This window comes from Stieleria sedimenti (assembly GCF_025060895.1).
In the GTDB taxonomy this organism is placed as follows: domain Bacteria; phylum Planctomycetota; class Planctomycetia; order Pirellulales; family Pirellulaceae; genus Stieleria; species Stieleria sedimenti.
Map to the genome: position 1 here is coordinate 54,496 of NZ_JANZKV010000104.1, position 16,615 is coordinate 71,110.

Below are 16,615 nucleotides of genomic sequence, written 5' to 3' on the forward strand. Positions count from 1 at the left end.
AAACCCGTCCTAGTTTTCAGTGCGTCACCAAGCGAGCCAGACCACAAAACACGATCTCACGGGGAGTCGAGTGCTGGATCGCCGCTCAATACACCCTGCTGACGCTTCAGCAATCAACCATAAAGGCAAACGGACATGACACGCAAAAAGCGTCAAGGTTTCTCACTGATCGAGATGGTCATCGTTATTCTTATCTTGGGCATCATTGCCGCAGTCGCAGCACCACGGATGTTCGATACCGCCGAACAAGCGGAAATCAACACCACACGTCAGCAATTGGCGGTACTTCGCAACGCGATCGAAATGTACCGAGCCCAAGAAGGCAGCTATCCGGCCAACGGCGATCTGAAAACGGCGATGGCGGACATGCTCAATGGCCCGTTTCCGGAGCCCGCGATCGGCCCGGTCCGAGGGCTCTCGGATGTCTACTACGACACCACCACGACCTCCGCGCCGGTGGTCCCTTCGCCCGACGGCAGCAGCGGCTGGGCATACAAACCCCACAACGGCAGCTTGAAATTGAATCTGGATCCGGCCGGAACCGACATCGGCAAAGATTGGTGAACCGGGTCGCCGTCATGGCAACCCATTCGTTTTGCTTTCCAGATTCACGACACTTGAGTCAGCCCTCCGAGACTGTCTGATATGCCCCCTACACCGACCGTACTGATCATCGAAGATGACCCCGTCTTTCGGCGGGTGCTGAGCTTTACGGTTGCCAAAAGTGGGCTCGCCGTGGAAACCAGTTGCGATGGCGAATCCGGCTATCAGCGTCTGCTGCAGGGCGGCATCGATTTCATTGTGACGGACTTTCAGATGCCCGGCTGCGGCGGTGTCGAACTGCTCCAACGGCTCGATGAACTGCCCGATTACCAACGACCGCCGGCGATTCTCTGCACCGCCAAAGGGTTGGAACTTGACAGTGAAAAGTTACGGGTGGATTTCCGACTCGCCTGCATCATGCACAAGCCGTTTAGCCCTCGTAAATTGAGCGAGGTCATTCACCGACACCTCGAACAAGTCGGATGCACGGATTCCGCGGACAGCGTCAGGAGGGCCGAACCCGAATTCCCCATCCTACCGCCCCTGAGCCCGCTACCGGATGCGTTGGGCTTGAGTGTGCCGCCGGGACCGGATGTTTCTCAACCGCCCCAAGGCTGTGGAGATGCCTGATTCTCAATCGACAGCCGCGGTTGTCTCAGGCGAAGGCGTCTTCTCGGCATCGGAGACCACCGCATCGACCCCGAATTCGAATTCCTCCGGCAGACTCTTGGTGACGACCCGGATCGGAATTCTGTTTTGCGTGACGGCGTTGTGCGCGCTGTTGTGCGGCGTCGCGGCCAGTTCCCTTCCGCAACTGCGATCGTTCCAGTCCATCATGTGGGTGGCGACCGTCGCGGTTTGCTCGTTGAGCGGTTTGATGTCGATGCGATCGGTTCGCACGCTGCGGACCATCGAAACCGAGTTGCTCCAGAGCGGCGGCCGACCGGAACGTTGGAGAACGGTCCGTCCGATCATCGGCCAAGAAAAAATCACCGAGGCCTGGAACGAACTACTGCGCGAAGCGGAATCGGGCTGCACCGCAAGCGACGAGCGCGCTCCGGCCTCATTGGATCAAGAAGCGATCACGCTGGCCCGCGCCATGCGTGGGCTGCCGGCGGCCTGGGTGATCACGGACCTGGACGGCCGGCTGTTGTTCATCAGCCCACCGGCATGCAGCCTGTTCAGTCTCACCGAAGACGCCAACCACATCGGACGCGACCTGTTGGACCTGTTGGGATTGCGGGCCGGCGACGACTCGGTGATCGCCAAACGCCAACGTTTGCTCAGCAATGTGCGAATGATCCAAGAACGCCATCAAGTCACGATGGCCGGGGAACGCATTCATCTCCGCGTCGCTCGATCAAGGCTAGACGGCCGCAGCGGTGACGGCGAAGGGATGGCTTGGATCCTCACCGACGTCACGCAGCAAGAACTGGCGACTAAATCTCGCGACCAATTCCTGTTGACCGCCACCCACGAACTGCGCACCCCGCTGAACAACCTGCAAGCCTACGCCGAGGCCCTCGAGGCCGAAGACCAACTGGAAATCGATCAGCAAAAAGAATTTTGCAACGTCATCGTTTCCGAAGCACATCGCCTGGGCCGCTTGGTCGACCAGCTGTTGACGGTCGGACAAATGGAAGCCGGGTCGATGGTCGCCAATCGGCACGAGTTGGAACTGTTGCCGATGGTCGAATACGCCGCCGATCAGATGAAGGCTCAGGCCGAGAAGAAACATCAACGACTGGTCACGGATTTTGCAGCCAAACTGCCGACCGTGTTCGGCGACCGCGACAAATTGCAGGCGGCGTTGGTCAACCTGGTCGGCAACGCCGTCAAATACACGCCACCGGCCGGCGAAATCATCGTCCGCTGCGGTGTCCAGGACGACTGGATTCGAATCGACGTCCAGGACAACGGGCCGGGGATCGAAACCGAAGAACAAGACAAGGTGTTTGACAAGTTCTTCCGCGGCAGCAATGCGGCCAATAGCGAGCTGCGGGGCAACGGCTTGGGTCTGGCGTTCGCCCGTGAAGTCGCACGCATGCACGGCGGCGAAGTCGAATTGGAAAGCGAAGTCGGCCGAGGGTCCACGTTCATGATGCGTCTGCCCATCGGCGGCCATTCGCGCAGCGGCATCTAAACAAAGGCGTACCAGCATGGCCCGACTTGATAAACATGGCAGCGTCTATGTCGTTCGTTCCGAAGGACCGCTTCGCGCCGAATCGATCGGCCCGATCGGGGAAATGATCGGCAGCAAACTGACCGGCGGCGTTCCTGCCATCGTCGTCGATTTCAGCGACACCCCGCTGATCGACAGCCGCGGATTGGAATGGCTGCTCGGTCTCAGCGATGAATGCTGCCGGCGTGGCGGATGTCTGCGGCTGTGCAACGTCGGCGAGCTCTGTGACGACCTGTTGCGGATCACCGGCGTCGGAGCCCACATCGAAACGTTCCCCGATCTGACGACCGCACTCGGCAGTTTTGCCTAAACGGAGGATTCGAGAGCGATGAAAACGATTTCGAACCCGTCCTCCGACACCGCCGGTCTCGGCCCGCCGCGAATCGTGCAACCGTCCCGCCGCCCCGGCGCCGAGCACGGCGTGGTCCCGCTGGGAAGCCGCTTGATCGAAGCCGGGTTGATCCGCGAAGACCAATTGGAAACCGCGTTGGCCCACCAGGCCAGCGAAGAAGACCGGTTGCAGGCCCTGGCCGCCCAAGAGGGCACCGAATCGATCGGCCGCGTCAAACGGAAACACTTCAAACGACTCGGCGAGGTCGTGGCGGAACTGGGCCTGGTCGACGAGGCCAGCCTGCTGCCCATGCTCGGCGAACAACTGGGCGTCGAAGGCGTCAAGCTGCGCGAAGGGCTGATCGACCCGATCGCCGTGGCGCTGATCCCTCGCGAGGAAGCCGAACGCTACCGAGTGCTGCCGTTGATGCGTGTCCGCGATGAACTGACCGTCGCGATGGCCGACCCCCAGGATCTGGCGGCGATCGACGCGCTGAGCGACATCAGCGGATGCCGCATCCGCCCCGTGCTGACCCTGGCCAGCGGCATCGAACGGCTGTTGCCGCGCTGCTACGAAGACGACTTTGCCGTCGATTCGGTGACCGCGGATCTCGACGTCGAACAACTGGAACTCGATTCTGAAACGATCGATCTGGACCTGCACGGCACGCAACAGTTGGCCGAAGGCAGCCCGGTGATCAACCTGGTCAATTACGCGATCATCCAGGCCGTTCGACAAGGCGCCAGCGACATTCACATCGAAGCCGGCAAAAAGTTCACCTCGATCCGCTTTCGCATCGACGGCGCACTCCGCGAAGTCATGAAGCCGCGCAAGGAAATGCACGCCGCGATCGTTTCGCGGATCAAGGTCATGGCCAAGCTGGACATCGCCGAACACCGGCAACCCCAGGACGGGCGGCTGCACGTGCGAATCAGCCGCCGCGACGTGGACCTTCGTGTCAGCACGCTCCCCACCGTGCTCGGCGAGAAAGTTGTGATGCGGGTGCTCGATCGCAACAGCGTCACCTTCGACCTCAACTCGCTCGGGCTGCCCAACTCCTCGCTGACCTCCGTCCGCCGCATGCTTTCTCGGCCACACGGCTTGGTGCTGGTGACCGGACCGACCGGCAGCGGCAAAACCACGACACTCTATTCGGCCATCGAACTGATCAAAGGCATCGAACGGAACGTGATCACCGTCGAGGATCCGGTCGAGTACCAATTGGAATTGATCAACCAGGTTCAAGTCGCCAAAGAAACGGGGATGACGTTTGCCCAAGCCCTGCGGAGCATCTTGCGACAAGACCCCGACGTCATCATGGTCGGTGAAATTCGTGACCGCGAGACCGCAGAGACCGCGATCCAGGCGGCGCTGACCGGGCACCTGGTTCTGAGCACCCTGCACACCAATGATAGTGCCGCCGCGATCACGCGTTTGATGGACATGGGGATCGAGAGTTTCAAAATCGCCGCCAGCCTGGTCGGCGTGATCGCGCAGCGATTGATGCGAAACCTGTGCCCGCATTGCAAGGAAACCTATTACCCGTCGACCAAGATGCTGGAAGAACTGCATTACGTCGGTGACCCGCGTCAGGGTTTTGCGCGCGCCCGTGGCTGCGGCGAGTGCTACGAGTCGGGCTATCGCGGCCGATCGGGCGTGTATGAGTTGTTCGAAATGACTCCCGACATTCGCACGCTGATCAACGACGGTGCGGACCTGGAAACACTGCGTCGCTCTCGAACCGGGCCGACGTTGCTGAGCGAAGGGATCGAGTTGGCAAAAAGCAAGGTGACCAGCTTGGAAGAAGTCGGACGCGTGGCACTGGTCGATTGAAATCATGAAGGCGTTCACCCCACTGACAACCGTGCCGAGCGAACGAGAAGACCTGTCCGGTTTTCCCGCACCGCCCTCGTCTCCCACACGCGGTGCACGCGGTTCGGCCGACACCGGGTACGGCGCGAGCGGCAATCGCGCGAGCGGCCATTCCGCCGCCGTGGCGTTACACGCGCCGGCCCGCCAAGCGGGATCGGGCGGTATTTTCCTGTTGCCGGTTTCGTCGTCGACGATCTTGTTGAGCCTGAACCAGCTGGCCGTGATGAGCCAAAACGGTGTCGAGATCGCTGAAGCGGTCGGCCACGTCGCGGACCATTGCCAGGACCCTCGCTTGGCCGAATCCCTTGATGCGATCCACCAGTCGCTCAGCGGGGGCAGCCGGTTTTCCAGTGCCGTCGCGGCACACGGACAATACTTTCCCCCGTCGCTGCCGCCGATGCTTGCCGCGGCCGAAGCCACCGGCGATGTCCCGCAAACCCTCGGCAACGTTGTCGAACGGATGCGAGGCGAATTGGAGATGCGAGCGTCGATCATCGGCGCGATGATCTATCCGGTGATCTTGATTGCCGCAGCCTCGGTCGTGATGACCGCTCTGATTCTCGGTGTGCTGCCCCAATTCGGACGCGTGTTCCAATCCACCGGACGCCCCGTCCCGGCGTCGACACAATTCTTGTTGGACGTCGGCACCTTCGGTCGGGAGTACTGGATGGTTTTGTTTCCGGTCGGCATCGCCACGATCGTGGCGTTGGTCATGCTGCGCAAACACCCGTTGATCCAAGGCCCGATCGGCAAACTGTTGCTGTACGCGCCGATGATCAAAGATGCCTATCGCCCGCTGATCGCCGGTCGATACTTTCGCACCATCGCGGCGATGGTCCGCGGCGGCGTCCCGATGTTGCAAGCGGTGCGGCTGACACGCGATACCGTGCAAGACCGTTCCTGGCACGATCTGCTCGATCGCGTCGAAGCCAACCTGATCGATGGACTCAGCGCCAGCGACGCCTTGGCGACGGCAGACTTCCTGCCGACCGAAGCGACCCAGATGATGGCGACCGGCGAACGGACCGGGCGTGTCGCAGAAGTTCTCGACGACATCGGCCGCTTTTATGAACAAGAAGGCGGACGAAAAATCAAACGGCTGGTCATCGCGCTCGAACCGGTGATCATCCTGGTGATGGGCGTCTTCGTCGCCGGCATCGTGATGTCGGTCATGCTACCGTTGCTGGACGTTTCGACCATCCAAAGCGGCTGACGGATCCGAATCTGCCAATTGCAACGACAACACTAGTCCCCATCGCATGTGGCCTGGTTCGGCATCGGCACGCGGGCTCGCATTCGTTTGAACAGTCTGTCTCCGTGACGTACATCCATGGTGCCGAGTCTGTTGCAGATTCTGGACCGGCCCTTCCACGATGCTTCCCTGTCATGACGTCCATCCAGCCCACCACCTCGCAGATTCAGCCAAGCGTGAAAGGCCGCGCGCCGGCGACGACGTTTTGGCGGCGATCGGGGCAGTTTTCGAAAAACGGCACGGCCTACATCGGCATCGACATCGGCGAACACAACGTGCGTGTGGCGACACTACGCTCGTCCATCCGCCCGTCCAACGAACACGCTTGGGTCAACCGGCATCAATTTGCATTGCCGACCGGTCGCGACCAAGAAATGACGCCGCAGTGGTTGCAGGGCGTCCTGACGGCGATCAAACAGCGTCTGCCACGCTGCATCGAAGGGGAAACCAATGTCGCGGCGATCGCGTTGCCGATCGCCTGGACGCACTACCAAACCGTCGTCGGCAATGACATTCCGCAGATCCGTCAACGCTGCAGCGAAATGTTCGGCCAATCGGTGTTCCAAAGTGCCGCACACCTGTGCCACTGGCCTGTCGTGGGCGTCCATCACGGTTACCCCTGTGGGGACGATCAATACGTGATCGCCGCCACGGCGGAACAGACCGCCGGTCAGGTCACCGACATCGCCAGCGCCAATGGTTACAATGTTCAATCGATCCTACCGCACGGCGTCGTTCTGGCCCACGCCGCGGAATCCCTCACCGGCATCGATGCCCAAGCGGTGCTATGGCTCAGTCACGCCTCGGTGCTGGTCGCGATGCGGCACCAGACGGGCGTCGGCTTGACGCGGACACTTCCTTCACTGCCCGAACAAATTTTGGCATCGGAGCAACCCGATCGGCCGCTCGACGCGCATGCCTTACGTCCCTACCTGAGTGACATCGCGACCGAATTCAAGGCGACCGCCCGATACGCCACCCGCGCCGACATGGGCGGCGTCTCCGGCAAGCCGATCCTGATCGCCGGGCCACTGGCGGAAATCCAGGGAGTCGATGAAATCATCGCCACCCTGACCGAAACCCCCGTCGCGATTTGGTCTTACTGTGGTGCCAAGCGTCCCACGCCTCTGGCCAAGCACCTCGATCGCGACGTCGAATTCGTCCGCCGACTCGATTCGTCCTACGCCGGAGCTCTTTCGCTGGCGTGGGCCGCGGCGCGCTGTTCCAGCCGAGGTTACGGACGATGATGCAACTGGAACAACACACCACCACCGAGCGTGATGACCTGGGAAATGTCGGCATCGATTTTGTCCCCGAACTCTCCGATGCGATGGCCCCGATGCCCTGGCCGCCGGAAGAGTCGACGCCGCCGGTGCCCTCTGAAAATGTGTTCGACGGTCTGGGCGGCTGGCAGGACTTCGAGCTGATGCCGCCACGCTACCGCTCCAGACGTCATGCCGAACAGGCCTTTCAGAAATGGTCGGTCGTGCTGCTGGTGCTCTTGTCGATCACCATCGGATCGTCCGTCACGCTGTGGCTGCGCGGTCGACGAACCATCGCCAAAAACGCCGTCCTGGTCGAACAAGCCCAGCCGATCGCCGAACTTCAACGCGCGACCCGTCTGCTGGAAACCGAAAACGCGTTGTTGGAAAAATGGTGCACGTGGGTCGAATCGGCAAAGCCCGACGACAGTGTGGCGCAAGTGCTGGGCGCCGTGACACGGGCGACACACCCCGGCCCCAAAGTCCCGGCGACGCAACATCTGGATGTGCAGTCGATCGAAATCAAATTGCCACTTGAATATGACCTGTCACTGAAAGAGCCACCGTCCTGGGCCGTACGCCGAGTCTCGCTGGCCGCGGTCGCCAACAGCCGGGATGTCTTGATGCCCTGGAACGATCGCCTGGAAAAATCCGGCCGCTTGCAAGACGTCCAATTGACCACCCCCGCCGGCGTCTGGCGCGAAGCCCTGATTCAAGTCTCCGCTCAACCGCTCTCGTCGACGTTGGTGCCATGAAAAATCCAATTCCTCTCCATCGGTCCAAAACGCGATCGGGTGCCCAGTCGTCTTCGCACCTGCGCTGGATCACCACGCCGCTGCGGTGCCACGTCCTCTGTGGAATCATTGCCTCGGTGTTGATCGCGATCACCAGTACGATTTGGATCTATCCCGAAATCCTGGCCGCCGACCAACCCTATCGCCCACAGCAGATCGCCGAAGCGAACGAATTGATCTCCAATCGCAATCGCTTGCAGAATCAATTCGATCAGGCCGATCAACGTCGACGCCTGACCCAAGAGCGTATCGAACAGATCGCCGCCTGGTTGCCGCAAAACCGTTTTTGGGAAAACGTGCGCTCGAGCTTACAGAACGCAGCCGCTGCCTGTGAGGTGCAGTTGATTGCACTGGATCGTGGTCGACCGCATCAGGGAAAACGTATCGCCGTGCTGGAAGCGGACTGTGAAATTCGAGGGTCCTATCCCGATGTCTGCCGATTCCTGCAACGGATCGTCACCGCCGACTTACCCATCTGGTGCGACGAGATCCGTCTCGTTCGCGCCGACCGAGACCATCACGCCGCGGCGACACAGGACGGTAACCCGGCCCCGGTCCGCTGCCTCGCCACCGTTTCTCTGCGAATTCCCTCGGCAGGGAAAGACACGACCGCCGCAAAGTTGCTAAAGCGGAGGAGCGAACATGAAACCTGACCCCAACAGCTCCGCCGGTCCGCGACCACGTGCGGCTGCACCCAACGACGCAAAAAAGAAGAAACAACTTGCCCTGGTCGCCTTCCTGCTGACCGTGCTGCTGATCGCGTTGGTCTGTTCCCCCTCGAACACCACGCCAACCGGCGACGTGGCGACCTCGGTCAAAACTTCCCTGATCTCGCTCAAATCGCACGCCGAGCGCACCCCGGAGGGCGCCCCGGACGAATTGATGGAGCGTTTCGTCACGCCCGTCGAGCTGCCCGCCCTGACCCTCGACGAAATCACCGCGACAGATTTGTTTCGCGGTGCGGCAATCGAAGTCGTTCAAACCACCCCCGAACCGACTTCGCCACAAACCGCCCCCCCGGCAACCGTGGAATACACCCTGGGTGCCGTCTACGGTGCGTACGATGGAACCGACCGAAAGGCGCTGATCGATGGGCAAATCGTGCGATCGGGTGAAAAACTGGAAACCGGCGTCGTGGTCATCCAGGTCTCCGACGAGGGGGTCGAAATCGCTCCGTAGGGATCCAGCAATTCTCGCTAATTGGATCAAGTTCACAGGATTTGCTTCGCTGCCACGTGTCAGAGGCCGATACGACAACAGTGTGAGTCTGTGCCGATTGTGTCGGTTGTTCCGATTTTCAGTTCATCTAATGTGCAAGGAAGCTCTCCGGATGCGGATTTTGTCTCTGGCGATCATCGGAACCCTCTGCCTGGGGATGATGCCGTGTGCGCAAACCGCGGATTCCAAAGACGACCGCGCAAGCAAAATCGCGGCCGCCAAAGCGAACAGTCCCGAACCTGCTCGTCTGCCGGAAAAACCCAGCGACCCCGCGTGCGAGAACCCACCGGCTCTGCTGCTCCGCGGGAAATCCAAAACCGTACTGCAAGCGGAAAACGCCCCAACCGGCGTGGTCGACGTCGACGTGGCGACCGCCCATCAATTGTTCGCCCTGCCTCCAGAGATTGATGCCTCGGCGATTGAACTGGTCGCAGCGTCTGACGATCTTCCCCAGGCATCGGTCGCCCTGGTGGCGTTCGAATCCACCGAATCCACCGAATCCTCGTCGCCTCCAGCCTCAACTTCGCCTGGCACCGATTCATCACGGTGGCAGGTTCGCGGGCGAACGCATCCGTCATCGGCCCACGAAAACGCTCCGCTCACCGCACTGCCTTCTCCGCCGACCGACGTGAAACCGCTCCGCCGGCGAAAGACCAGTGGTGTCTCAAGAACCGCCTCGATTGTCGGCAAGACACCGATCGCACTGCCCGTGGCCAACCGCCCAAGCGACGATCGTTCCGCTCGTCCCAACTCGCTTCCAACGGCAACGACCGGCGGCACGACCAAACGTCGGCAAACCACGCTTTCCTCGCAACGCGTTCCGGACGCCCTGCGTCCCGTGGCATCGGCGCGGTTGATCGCAGCCCCCGACCCGGTCGGAACGATTCCACAACCGTTGAAGCCGAGCCGCGCGCGGGCGGCCTACACGCCGATGACGCCGACCCAACCGACCGACATCGGGAATCTGCAAGCGTTCCACGTCGCCGCTTCATCGGCAGACCAACCATCGACAGCGGCGAACACGACCGGTCGCAGCGGGAACACCGGTCGCAGCGGGAACATTGACTACGTGGTTCACCATGCTGAACCAGACACCCGGGAACAAAGCGACGTTCGAATCGCGGATCTGATTGTCGGCTCGCTTCCGCAATCGACTCGACGGATCGCCCAAGTCGGCGCCGCATCCGACAGCAGCGAGCCTGACGAGGCCGAAACCCCTGCCGCTGCGGCGGAATTGCCCCAGCCGGCGACGGATCAAAAAGGTTTCGCGATCCCACTCAAGCCGGCGCCCGGCACCGATCGCGCGACACTGGAAAAACACGCCGACCTGGTCACTCTGATCGCCAACGATGCCGACTTGCGAAGCGTGCTGCGGATGATCGCCGACCACCACAAATTGAACTTGGTGATCGGCCCCGACGTGAACGGACCGGTCACGGTCAGCATCCGTGGGGCGCGGCTGGACGAAGTGCTCGACGCCATCCTCGGTGTCGCAGGTTTTCATTGGCATCGGTCGGACAACCTGCTGTATGTCACCGGAGCCGACTCGGCCGCCCTGGATCCCAAAGTCCAAGGACGCAGGCTTCAGGTCTATCCGCTCAACTACGTGGCGGCCGCCGATGTGCAAGTAGTCGTGACCGGGTTGCTGTCGCCGATCGGCAAGGCATACACCAGCGAAGCGGACGAATTGGACAATCTGAAAACACGTGAATTGTTGATCGTCGAAGACAACGAAGCGGGACACCTGCGTGTTTCCCAGTACATCGCCCAGATCGATATTCCGCCGCGGCAAGTGCTGGTCGAAGCCCACGTGCTTCAAATTGACTTGAACGACGAAGAACGACACGGCGTGAATCTACGCGCCCTGGCGCGGGTCTCGGGCGCCAAAGTCATCTTGGACGGAACGGGATTCGCCGAAGAGAACCCCGAAGGACCGTCGCTGGCTTTCCGGGTCGATGGCACCGACATCGGCCATTTGATCGAAGCGATTCACGTCAACACCAACTCACGCACCCTGGCCTCACCGAAGGTCAGTGTGGTCAATCGGCAAACGGCCAAGGTGCAAATCGGACAACGATTGCCCTACGCCGTTGCCACCACGACGCAAACGGCGACGATTCAAAATGTCCAGTTCTTGGACGTCGGAATCGTCTTGGAAGTCACGCCCGTGATCACCCAAGACGGTAACATTCTGATGACCGTCCTGCCCAAGGTCTCCGGCGGCAAGATCACCGAAAGCGGCTTCCCCGAAGAAGACACGACGCAAGTTTCAACGACGGTGCTGATGCCCGACGGCAGCGGGCTGGTGATCGGTGGACTGATCCGGGAAACCGATTCCCAGAGCCAAGCAAACATTCCGCTCGTCGGCAACATCCCCGTCGTCAAACGGCTGTTCAACAAGCGTGCCGCCGAAACCCGACGCAACGAATTGGTCGTCGCCCTGGTCACCCACATCATGCACGACCCCAATCCGGTCCGCGAAAAAGAGTGCTCGGACCTGCAGAAAGCCCTCCCCCCGCACGCGGCCCGCGAGCTGCATTATTCACCCGAGATTCGCTACTCGAATCATTGAATCAGCAACCGTTGGTGTCCAGCCTCCAGAGCGCACTCAGCTGCCCACTGGCGCGGCGACCAGGTCATAGCCTTGGCTGGCGACGATCTCGCACTCGACGATGTCACCGACCTCAGGCTCGGAACCCGATTCGACGCCACTGACGTAGACCACCCCGTCGATCTCGGGCGCCTCCGAACGGGTTCTGCCGATCCAGACACCGTCTTGCTCTTCAAACTTGGAGTCGATGATCACGTCATCGAGTGATCCGACGCGATCGGCGTTCCACTGAAACGCGATCTGCTGCTGGACGGCCATCAAATCACTCATCCGCCGCTCGGCGATCTTTGCCGGCACGCGGTTGGGCAACTTGGCCGCCGGCGTGTCTTCTTCGACCGAATAAGTGAACACGCCCAGATGCTCAAAGTGTTGCTCGGCGACGAAGTCGACCAACTGCTCGAAATCATCCTCGGTCTCACCCGGAAATCCCGTGATCATCGTCGTCCGCATCACCAGGGATCGGATTTGTTCACGCAAACGCCCCACGATCTCTTCCTGCAGCGAACGCGTCGTTTTCCGGGACATGCGTTTCAACATCGCGTCACTGGCGTGTTGCAACGGCATGTCGATGTACGGCAAAATCCGCTCGGCTCCGGCCAACGTTTCCACCAATCGGTCGTCGATGTACATGGGGTAGAAATACATCAAGCGGATCCAATCGATCGAATCGATCTTGTCCAACTCCGTCAGCAATTCGGTCAACTTCGGCGTGCCGTAAAGATCCTTGCCGTAGTACGTCGTGTCTTGAGCGACGATGACGACTTCGCGAACACCACTGTCCCCCAGCCGTTTCGCTTCATCGACCACTTGTTCGATCGGCTTGCTGTAGTGTTTGCCGCGCATCTTGGGGATCGCGCAAAACGTACACAGCCGATCGCACCCTTCGCTGATTTTGAGGTAGGCGAAGTGACGCGGCGTGACGGCCGAACGAACCGCGTCCGATAGCGGTCGGATCGGCGCGGGGCGAAAGACGCGTTGCTGTTCCTGAATACCGCTCCTCAATCGGTGAGCCACGTCCACGATATCGTTGCGTCCAAAGACGCCGACCATCGCATCAATCTCCGGACGCGCCTCCAACAACTTGCCCTGCTGACGCTCGGCCAAGCATCCCGTCACGACCACCCCGCGAATCTTGCCTTGACGCTTCAGGTCCAACATTTCATCGATCGCACCGAGCGACTCTTCACGCGCCGAATCGATGAATCCGCAGGTATTGACGACGACAAAATCCGCCCCATTCACGTCGCCCACCATCCGGTAACCGTCCTGGTCCAGCCGGCCGAGCATCTGTTCGGTATCGACCAAGTTCTTGGGACAGCCCAACGAAACCACGGCGTAGCTGCCGCGGGCATCCGCCCCCCCCTCCTGCGGTGCGGAAACCGGGGCGGAATCAGATAAATTGACGACGGGAAGTTGCATGGAATTTAAGGAAAAAGGCTGATGGGGCATTCGATCGCTGGACGCAGCCGATCGAAGCGAATCATTGGAACCGAATTCCCCCAAACGAGCAAACGGTTCCGGGATCATTCGCGGCAATACTTCAGCGCCAACAGCGCGTAGGCCGTCACCAGATTGCGGTTGCCTTCCATCCAGCGGTCGTTGCCGTCATTGACCCAAGACCCGTCGGCCTGTTGCGCGCTGACCAAGGTCGCGGCCAATTCGCGTTTCCAGTTGTGGTGATTGCCTTCCGTATCGGTCAGCACGCGGATGTCCGCGGCCGCCAAGGCCTTTCCGAAGGTGTGGTAGTAGTAATACAGCCCGGCTTTGCCCATCCCGGGATTTTCATCCAGGGAGTAGGTCTTTTGGATGAAGTCCATGGCGGCCGCAACGCGAGGATCATCGTCGGTCAGGCCGGCATAGATCATGCTCTTCAGCCCCGCGTAGGTCATCGAACCATAGCTGCGAAGCCCACCGCCGTTGTCCCCGTCTTCGCTGTCCCCGTCTTCGCCGACGACCTTGGTTTCACCGCCGGCGGCCGGCGTGTAGTAAAAACCGCCGTCGCCGATCTTGTCGGCATGCTCGGTGTCGTTTCCGTGGCCGGCCAAGTTTTGTGTCCGGCTGATGAATCGCAGCGCCTTCTGGATTGCTTCGTCGTCCGCGTCGTTGCCCAAGTCTTTCAAGGCATCGACCAAAAAGGACGTGTTGGACAAATCGGGACGGGCGTGTTTGCCGTAGCCCGCACCGCCATACGCCGTGTCCGACGACTCCACGCCTTCGCCCTCGTCCCACTGAATCTCCTTCAAATACGCTTCGGCACGCTTGAGTTGACTTTCGTATCGATTGTCGCGATTGGCTGCGACCAAGGCGCCGACGGCGACGGACGTTTCATAGTTTCGGTACATCGATCCCGTCGCGTGAATCCCACCGCTGGGACGGACATTGTCCAGGATGAACTGAATCGCTTTTTTGACGACCGGCGAGTCGACGTCGGTGGGACGATGCTCCAAGATCGCTCGGACGCACAACGACGTCACCGCCACACCGGTCTCGGGGCTGAACGCGCCGTCGCCGGTCTGACCGCGATTCTTTAAAAACCCGATCGCCAACTCGACACTCTCGTCGATCGCTGCATTGGTCTGCTCCGGTGTCTGAAATTCCGCAGCGACCACCGACGGCACCGAGGCGACGCCGACCAGGAGTGCCAGAATCAGACCGGAAAAACAAGAGCGTGAGCCTATTGAAATGTCGGACATGTGCATCCCGATTCGAACCCCTAACAGTGGAAGGTGGGCGGCTTGAACGTCACAACCGCTGCGATGACGATAGCTTACACCCCATTTTACGCTCCAGGCTGACAAGCGTGCAGGTCTCTCGGCCGAGCGTGACGAACGAAGCTGTGGGTACAGAGACACGATGTTCGAAGCGAGAGGGCGTGCAGTTATAACGTCACCCTCTCTCACAGGGAGGGTCGAGTTTTAAAGTCACCCTCCCTGGCAGGGAGGGTCGAGTTCTAAAGTCACCCTCCCTGGCAGGGAGGGTCGAGCGAAGCGAGGGGAGGGTCGATTGCCTTGTGAAACCATTGATTGCCCCCACTTGCACCACAGAACCTCGCCACAACAACTCCGCGTCCGCCCCCAACTAACATTCAAAACCGCCGCCCGATGCCACCGACCGTCACCCCTACACCGTCCCGTCGCCACACCGCGAGCGGTCTGGACAAGCGGCAGCGCCGACCGGCGAAAGCGGCGCATCGACCGTCAGGTGCAGGCGGACTGGCAAATGGCCAACCGACACACGGCGATTTGGGACCAACGGCCGCAAACCGACCGGGCGTTGCGCCGCCGACCCTGTTCCGTTTGAGAAGGCTGCGCCAGGCCGTCGAACCACGGCCCGTGACGCTACAGGTTCGACGGCGATCGCCCGCCGACGGCCGACCTGGAACCGCAGATCAAAACGAGTTGATCCTGCGAATCGATCCTCCGCAGCCCGCCGGAACAGCGCATTCGCCTGACCGCAACGCTCCCGTCAAAGCATCCCCCAAACCGCCCGCTCGCCCAAAAGACCTGTTTCCCGATCACACCGGCGACTTGATCGCCAGCCTCAGCCAGTGGTCGCTTCGACTCGATCGACGCGAGGCCGAATTGGATCGGCGTGAACGTGAATTGAACCTGCGATTGCGGTTATTACGGCAACATCAGTTCGCCGATTGATCTGCCGCACCCAACAGCTGGTGCAGCGCACCGGGCGGCTGATAACCGACCTTGTGGGCAAGGACCTTGCCATCGGGATGCCCGATCAACGTGGTCGGATAGGCCGGCACGTGGATGCGTCGCAGGATGTCAGCGTTGCGATCCGGTGACAGACGAATCGCAACGAACCCATTTTTCAATCGGCTTCGAATCGAGCCATCGGTCCAGGTATCGCGTTTCATGGCGTCGCAATAGCGACATCGGCGGGACGTGATGAAGATCACCATCGGTCGCCCCGACTGCTTGGCGGCACGCCAGCCGGCATCGAAATCATCGTGCCAGTCGATCGCCGGTTCCGCCGACGAGCCGGTGAGTCCGACCGGGTGCAGATAACTGCCGACAAGATCAGCCGCTCGGGCTGCTGAAGAAGAGACGGCGAACAGGACGACGATCGCCAAAAGGGCATACTGCCCACTGCAAACCATGATTCGTTTCACGGCGGTGCTCTGTGGTGATGAGGAAAACTGCCTAAACAAGTCCGAATGGGCAAATTCTAACGCGTCTGTTCATCAACCACAGGAAGTATCCAAGGCACCCGCTAACCAGTGGGTGCAAGCACCCTGCGACCTTCCAAAGTGGGGTAAGCATCCTGCTTGCCACTAAAGTGAGGTAAGCATCCTACTTGCCACCTAAGTGGGGTAAGCATCCTGCTTGCCACCTCGAATCGCAAGATTCGAGGGCATTCATTCGAGGGTCAGGGGATTCCGGTGGTGCGCGATGGCGACCACCGGCTACGTGCAGCACCCCCTCTCGGCAACGCTGTGCAGCATTTTTTAGCGACAGGGCGCGAGCGGGCTGTCGTTTTTGTGAGCCGCGACGCGTAAGCGGCCGGGCATTGCGACGCTGCCCGAGGCCTTACGG

At 60.7% G+C, this 16,615-nt stretch carries 16 protein-coding genes; 12 read left to right on the forward strand and 4 right to left on the reverse strand.

The features are described from left to right. Positions 1–135: 135 nt before the first annotated feature. Together NZK35_RS14620 and NZK35_RS14625 are read left to right on the forward strand one after the other, a co-directional pair. Complete coding sequence (locus tag NZK35_RS14620; protein ID WP_259633278.1) at positions 136–564, forward strand: type II secretion system protein; 429 nt, start codon at positions 136–138, stop codon at positions 562–564. A gap of 81 nt (positions 565–645) precedes the next feature. Beyond that, positions 646–1,173 carry a response regulator gene (locus NZK35_RS14625; RefSeq protein ID WP_259633279.1) on the forward strand — a complete coding sequence of 176 codons (528 nt, stop codon included), beginning with the start codon at positions 646–648 and terminating at the stop codon, positions 1,171–1,173. A 3-nt stretch (positions 1,174–1,176) separates the two neighbouring features. On the opposite strand, the gene NZK35_RS14630 is transcribed toward NZK35_RS14625, so the two are convergent. Then, positions 1,177–1,443 (reverse strand): hypothetical protein, encoded by a 267-nt coding sequence (locus NZK35_RS14630; protein ID WP_259633280.1) that lies wholly within the window; start codon positions 1,441–1,443, stop codon positions 1,177–1,179. Here NZK35_RS14630 and NZK35_RS14635 point away from each other — a divergent pair. The 9 genes from NZK35_RS14635 (at position 1,421) to NZK35_RS14675 (ending at position 12,026) form a co-directional block, all read left to right on the forward strand. Continuing rightward, entirely contained in the window at positions 1,421–2,686 is a 1,266-nt protein-coding gene (locus NZK35_RS14635; protein ID WP_259633281.1) for a PAS domain-containing sensor histidine kinase, read from the forward strand. The genes NZK35_RS14630 and NZK35_RS14635 overlap by 23 nt on opposite strands. Before the next feature lie 16 nt (positions 2,687–2,702). Continuing rightward, entirely contained in the window at positions 2,703–3,035 is a 333-nt protein-coding gene (locus NZK35_RS14640) for an STAS domain-containing protein (protein WP_095740598.1), read from the forward strand. Positions 3,036–3,053: 18 nt separating this feature from the next. Continuing rightward, the gene (locus tag NZK35_RS14645) at positions 3,054–4,889 is read left to right on the forward strand and encodes a GspE/PulE family protein (RefSeq protein ID WP_259633282.1); all 1,836 of its coding nucleotides are present in this window, start codon (positions 3,054–3,056) and stop codon (positions 4,887–4,889) included. Positions 4,890–4,893: 4 nt separating this feature from the next. After that, entirely contained in the window at positions 4,894–6,141 is a 1,248-nt protein-coding gene (locus NZK35_RS14650) for a type II secretion system F family protein (RefSeq protein ID WP_259633283.1), read from the forward strand. A gap of 173 nt (positions 6,142–6,314) precedes the next feature. Further along, on the forward strand, positions 6,315–7,427 hold the full coding sequence (locus tag NZK35_RS14655; RefSeq protein WP_259633284.1) for a hypothetical protein: 1,113 nt from the start codon (positions 6,315–6,317) through the stop codon (positions 7,425–7,427). Continuing rightward, complete coding sequence (locus NZK35_RS14660; RefSeq protein ID WP_259633285.1) at positions 7,424–8,197, forward strand: hypothetical protein; 774 nt, start codon at positions 7,424–7,426, stop codon at positions 8,195–8,197. The genes NZK35_RS14655 and NZK35_RS14660 overlap by 4 nt, the downstream gene beginning before the upstream one ends. Continuing rightward, on the forward strand, positions 8,194–8,889 hold the full coding sequence (locus tag NZK35_RS14665) for a hypothetical protein (protein ID WP_259633286.1): 696 nt from the start codon (positions 8,194–8,196) through the stop codon (positions 8,887–8,889). The genes NZK35_RS14660 and NZK35_RS14665 overlap by 4 nt, the downstream gene beginning before the upstream one ends. Continuing rightward, the gene (locus tag NZK35_RS14670) at positions 8,879–9,415 is read left to right on the forward strand and encodes a hypothetical protein (protein WP_259633287.1); all 537 of its coding nucleotides are present in this window, start codon (positions 8,879–8,881) and stop codon (positions 9,413–9,415) included. The genes NZK35_RS14665 and NZK35_RS14670 overlap by 11 nt, the downstream gene beginning before the upstream one ends. A 151-nt stretch (positions 9,416–9,566) precedes the next feature. Further along, positions 9,567–12,026, forward strand: coding sequence for a type II secretion system protein GspD (locus NZK35_RS14675; protein ID WP_259633288.1), 2,460 nt, complete (start codon positions 9,567–9,569; stop codon positions 12,024–12,026). Between the two features lie 36 nt (positions 12,027–12,062). Here NZK35_RS14675 and rimO read toward each other — a convergent pair whose 3' ends face one another. Together rimO and NZK35_RS14685 are read right to left on the reverse strand one after the other, a co-directional pair. Next, positions 12,063–13,484: a 30S ribosomal protein S12 methylthiotransferase RimO gene (gene rimO, locus NZK35_RS14680; RefSeq protein ID WP_259633289.1), complete on the reverse strand. Its 1,422-nt coding sequence runs from the start codon at positions 13,482–13,484 to the stop codon at positions 12,063–12,065. A 104-nt stretch (positions 13,485–13,588) separates the two neighbouring features. Further along, positions 13,589–14,758 (reverse strand): prenyltransferase/squalene oxidase repeat-containing protein, encoded by a 1,170-nt coding sequence (locus NZK35_RS14685; RefSeq protein WP_259633290.1) that lies wholly within the window; start codon positions 14,756–14,758, stop codon positions 13,589–13,591. A gap of 639 nt (positions 14,759–15,397) precedes the next feature. Here NZK35_RS14685 and NZK35_RS14690 point away from each other — a divergent pair. Continuing rightward, positions 15,398–15,715, forward strand: coding sequence for a hypothetical protein (locus tag NZK35_RS14690; protein ID WP_259633291.1), 318 nt, complete (start codon positions 15,398–15,400; stop codon positions 15,713–15,715). Here the strand turns inward: NZK35_RS14690 and NZK35_RS14695 are convergent. After that, complete coding sequence (locus NZK35_RS14695) at positions 15,700–16,191, reverse strand: thioredoxin family protein (protein WP_259633292.1); 492 nt, start codon at positions 16,189–16,191, stop codon at positions 15,700–15,702. The genes NZK35_RS14690 and NZK35_RS14695 overlap by 16 nt on opposite strands. Positions 16,192–16,615: the final 424 nt, after the last annotated feature.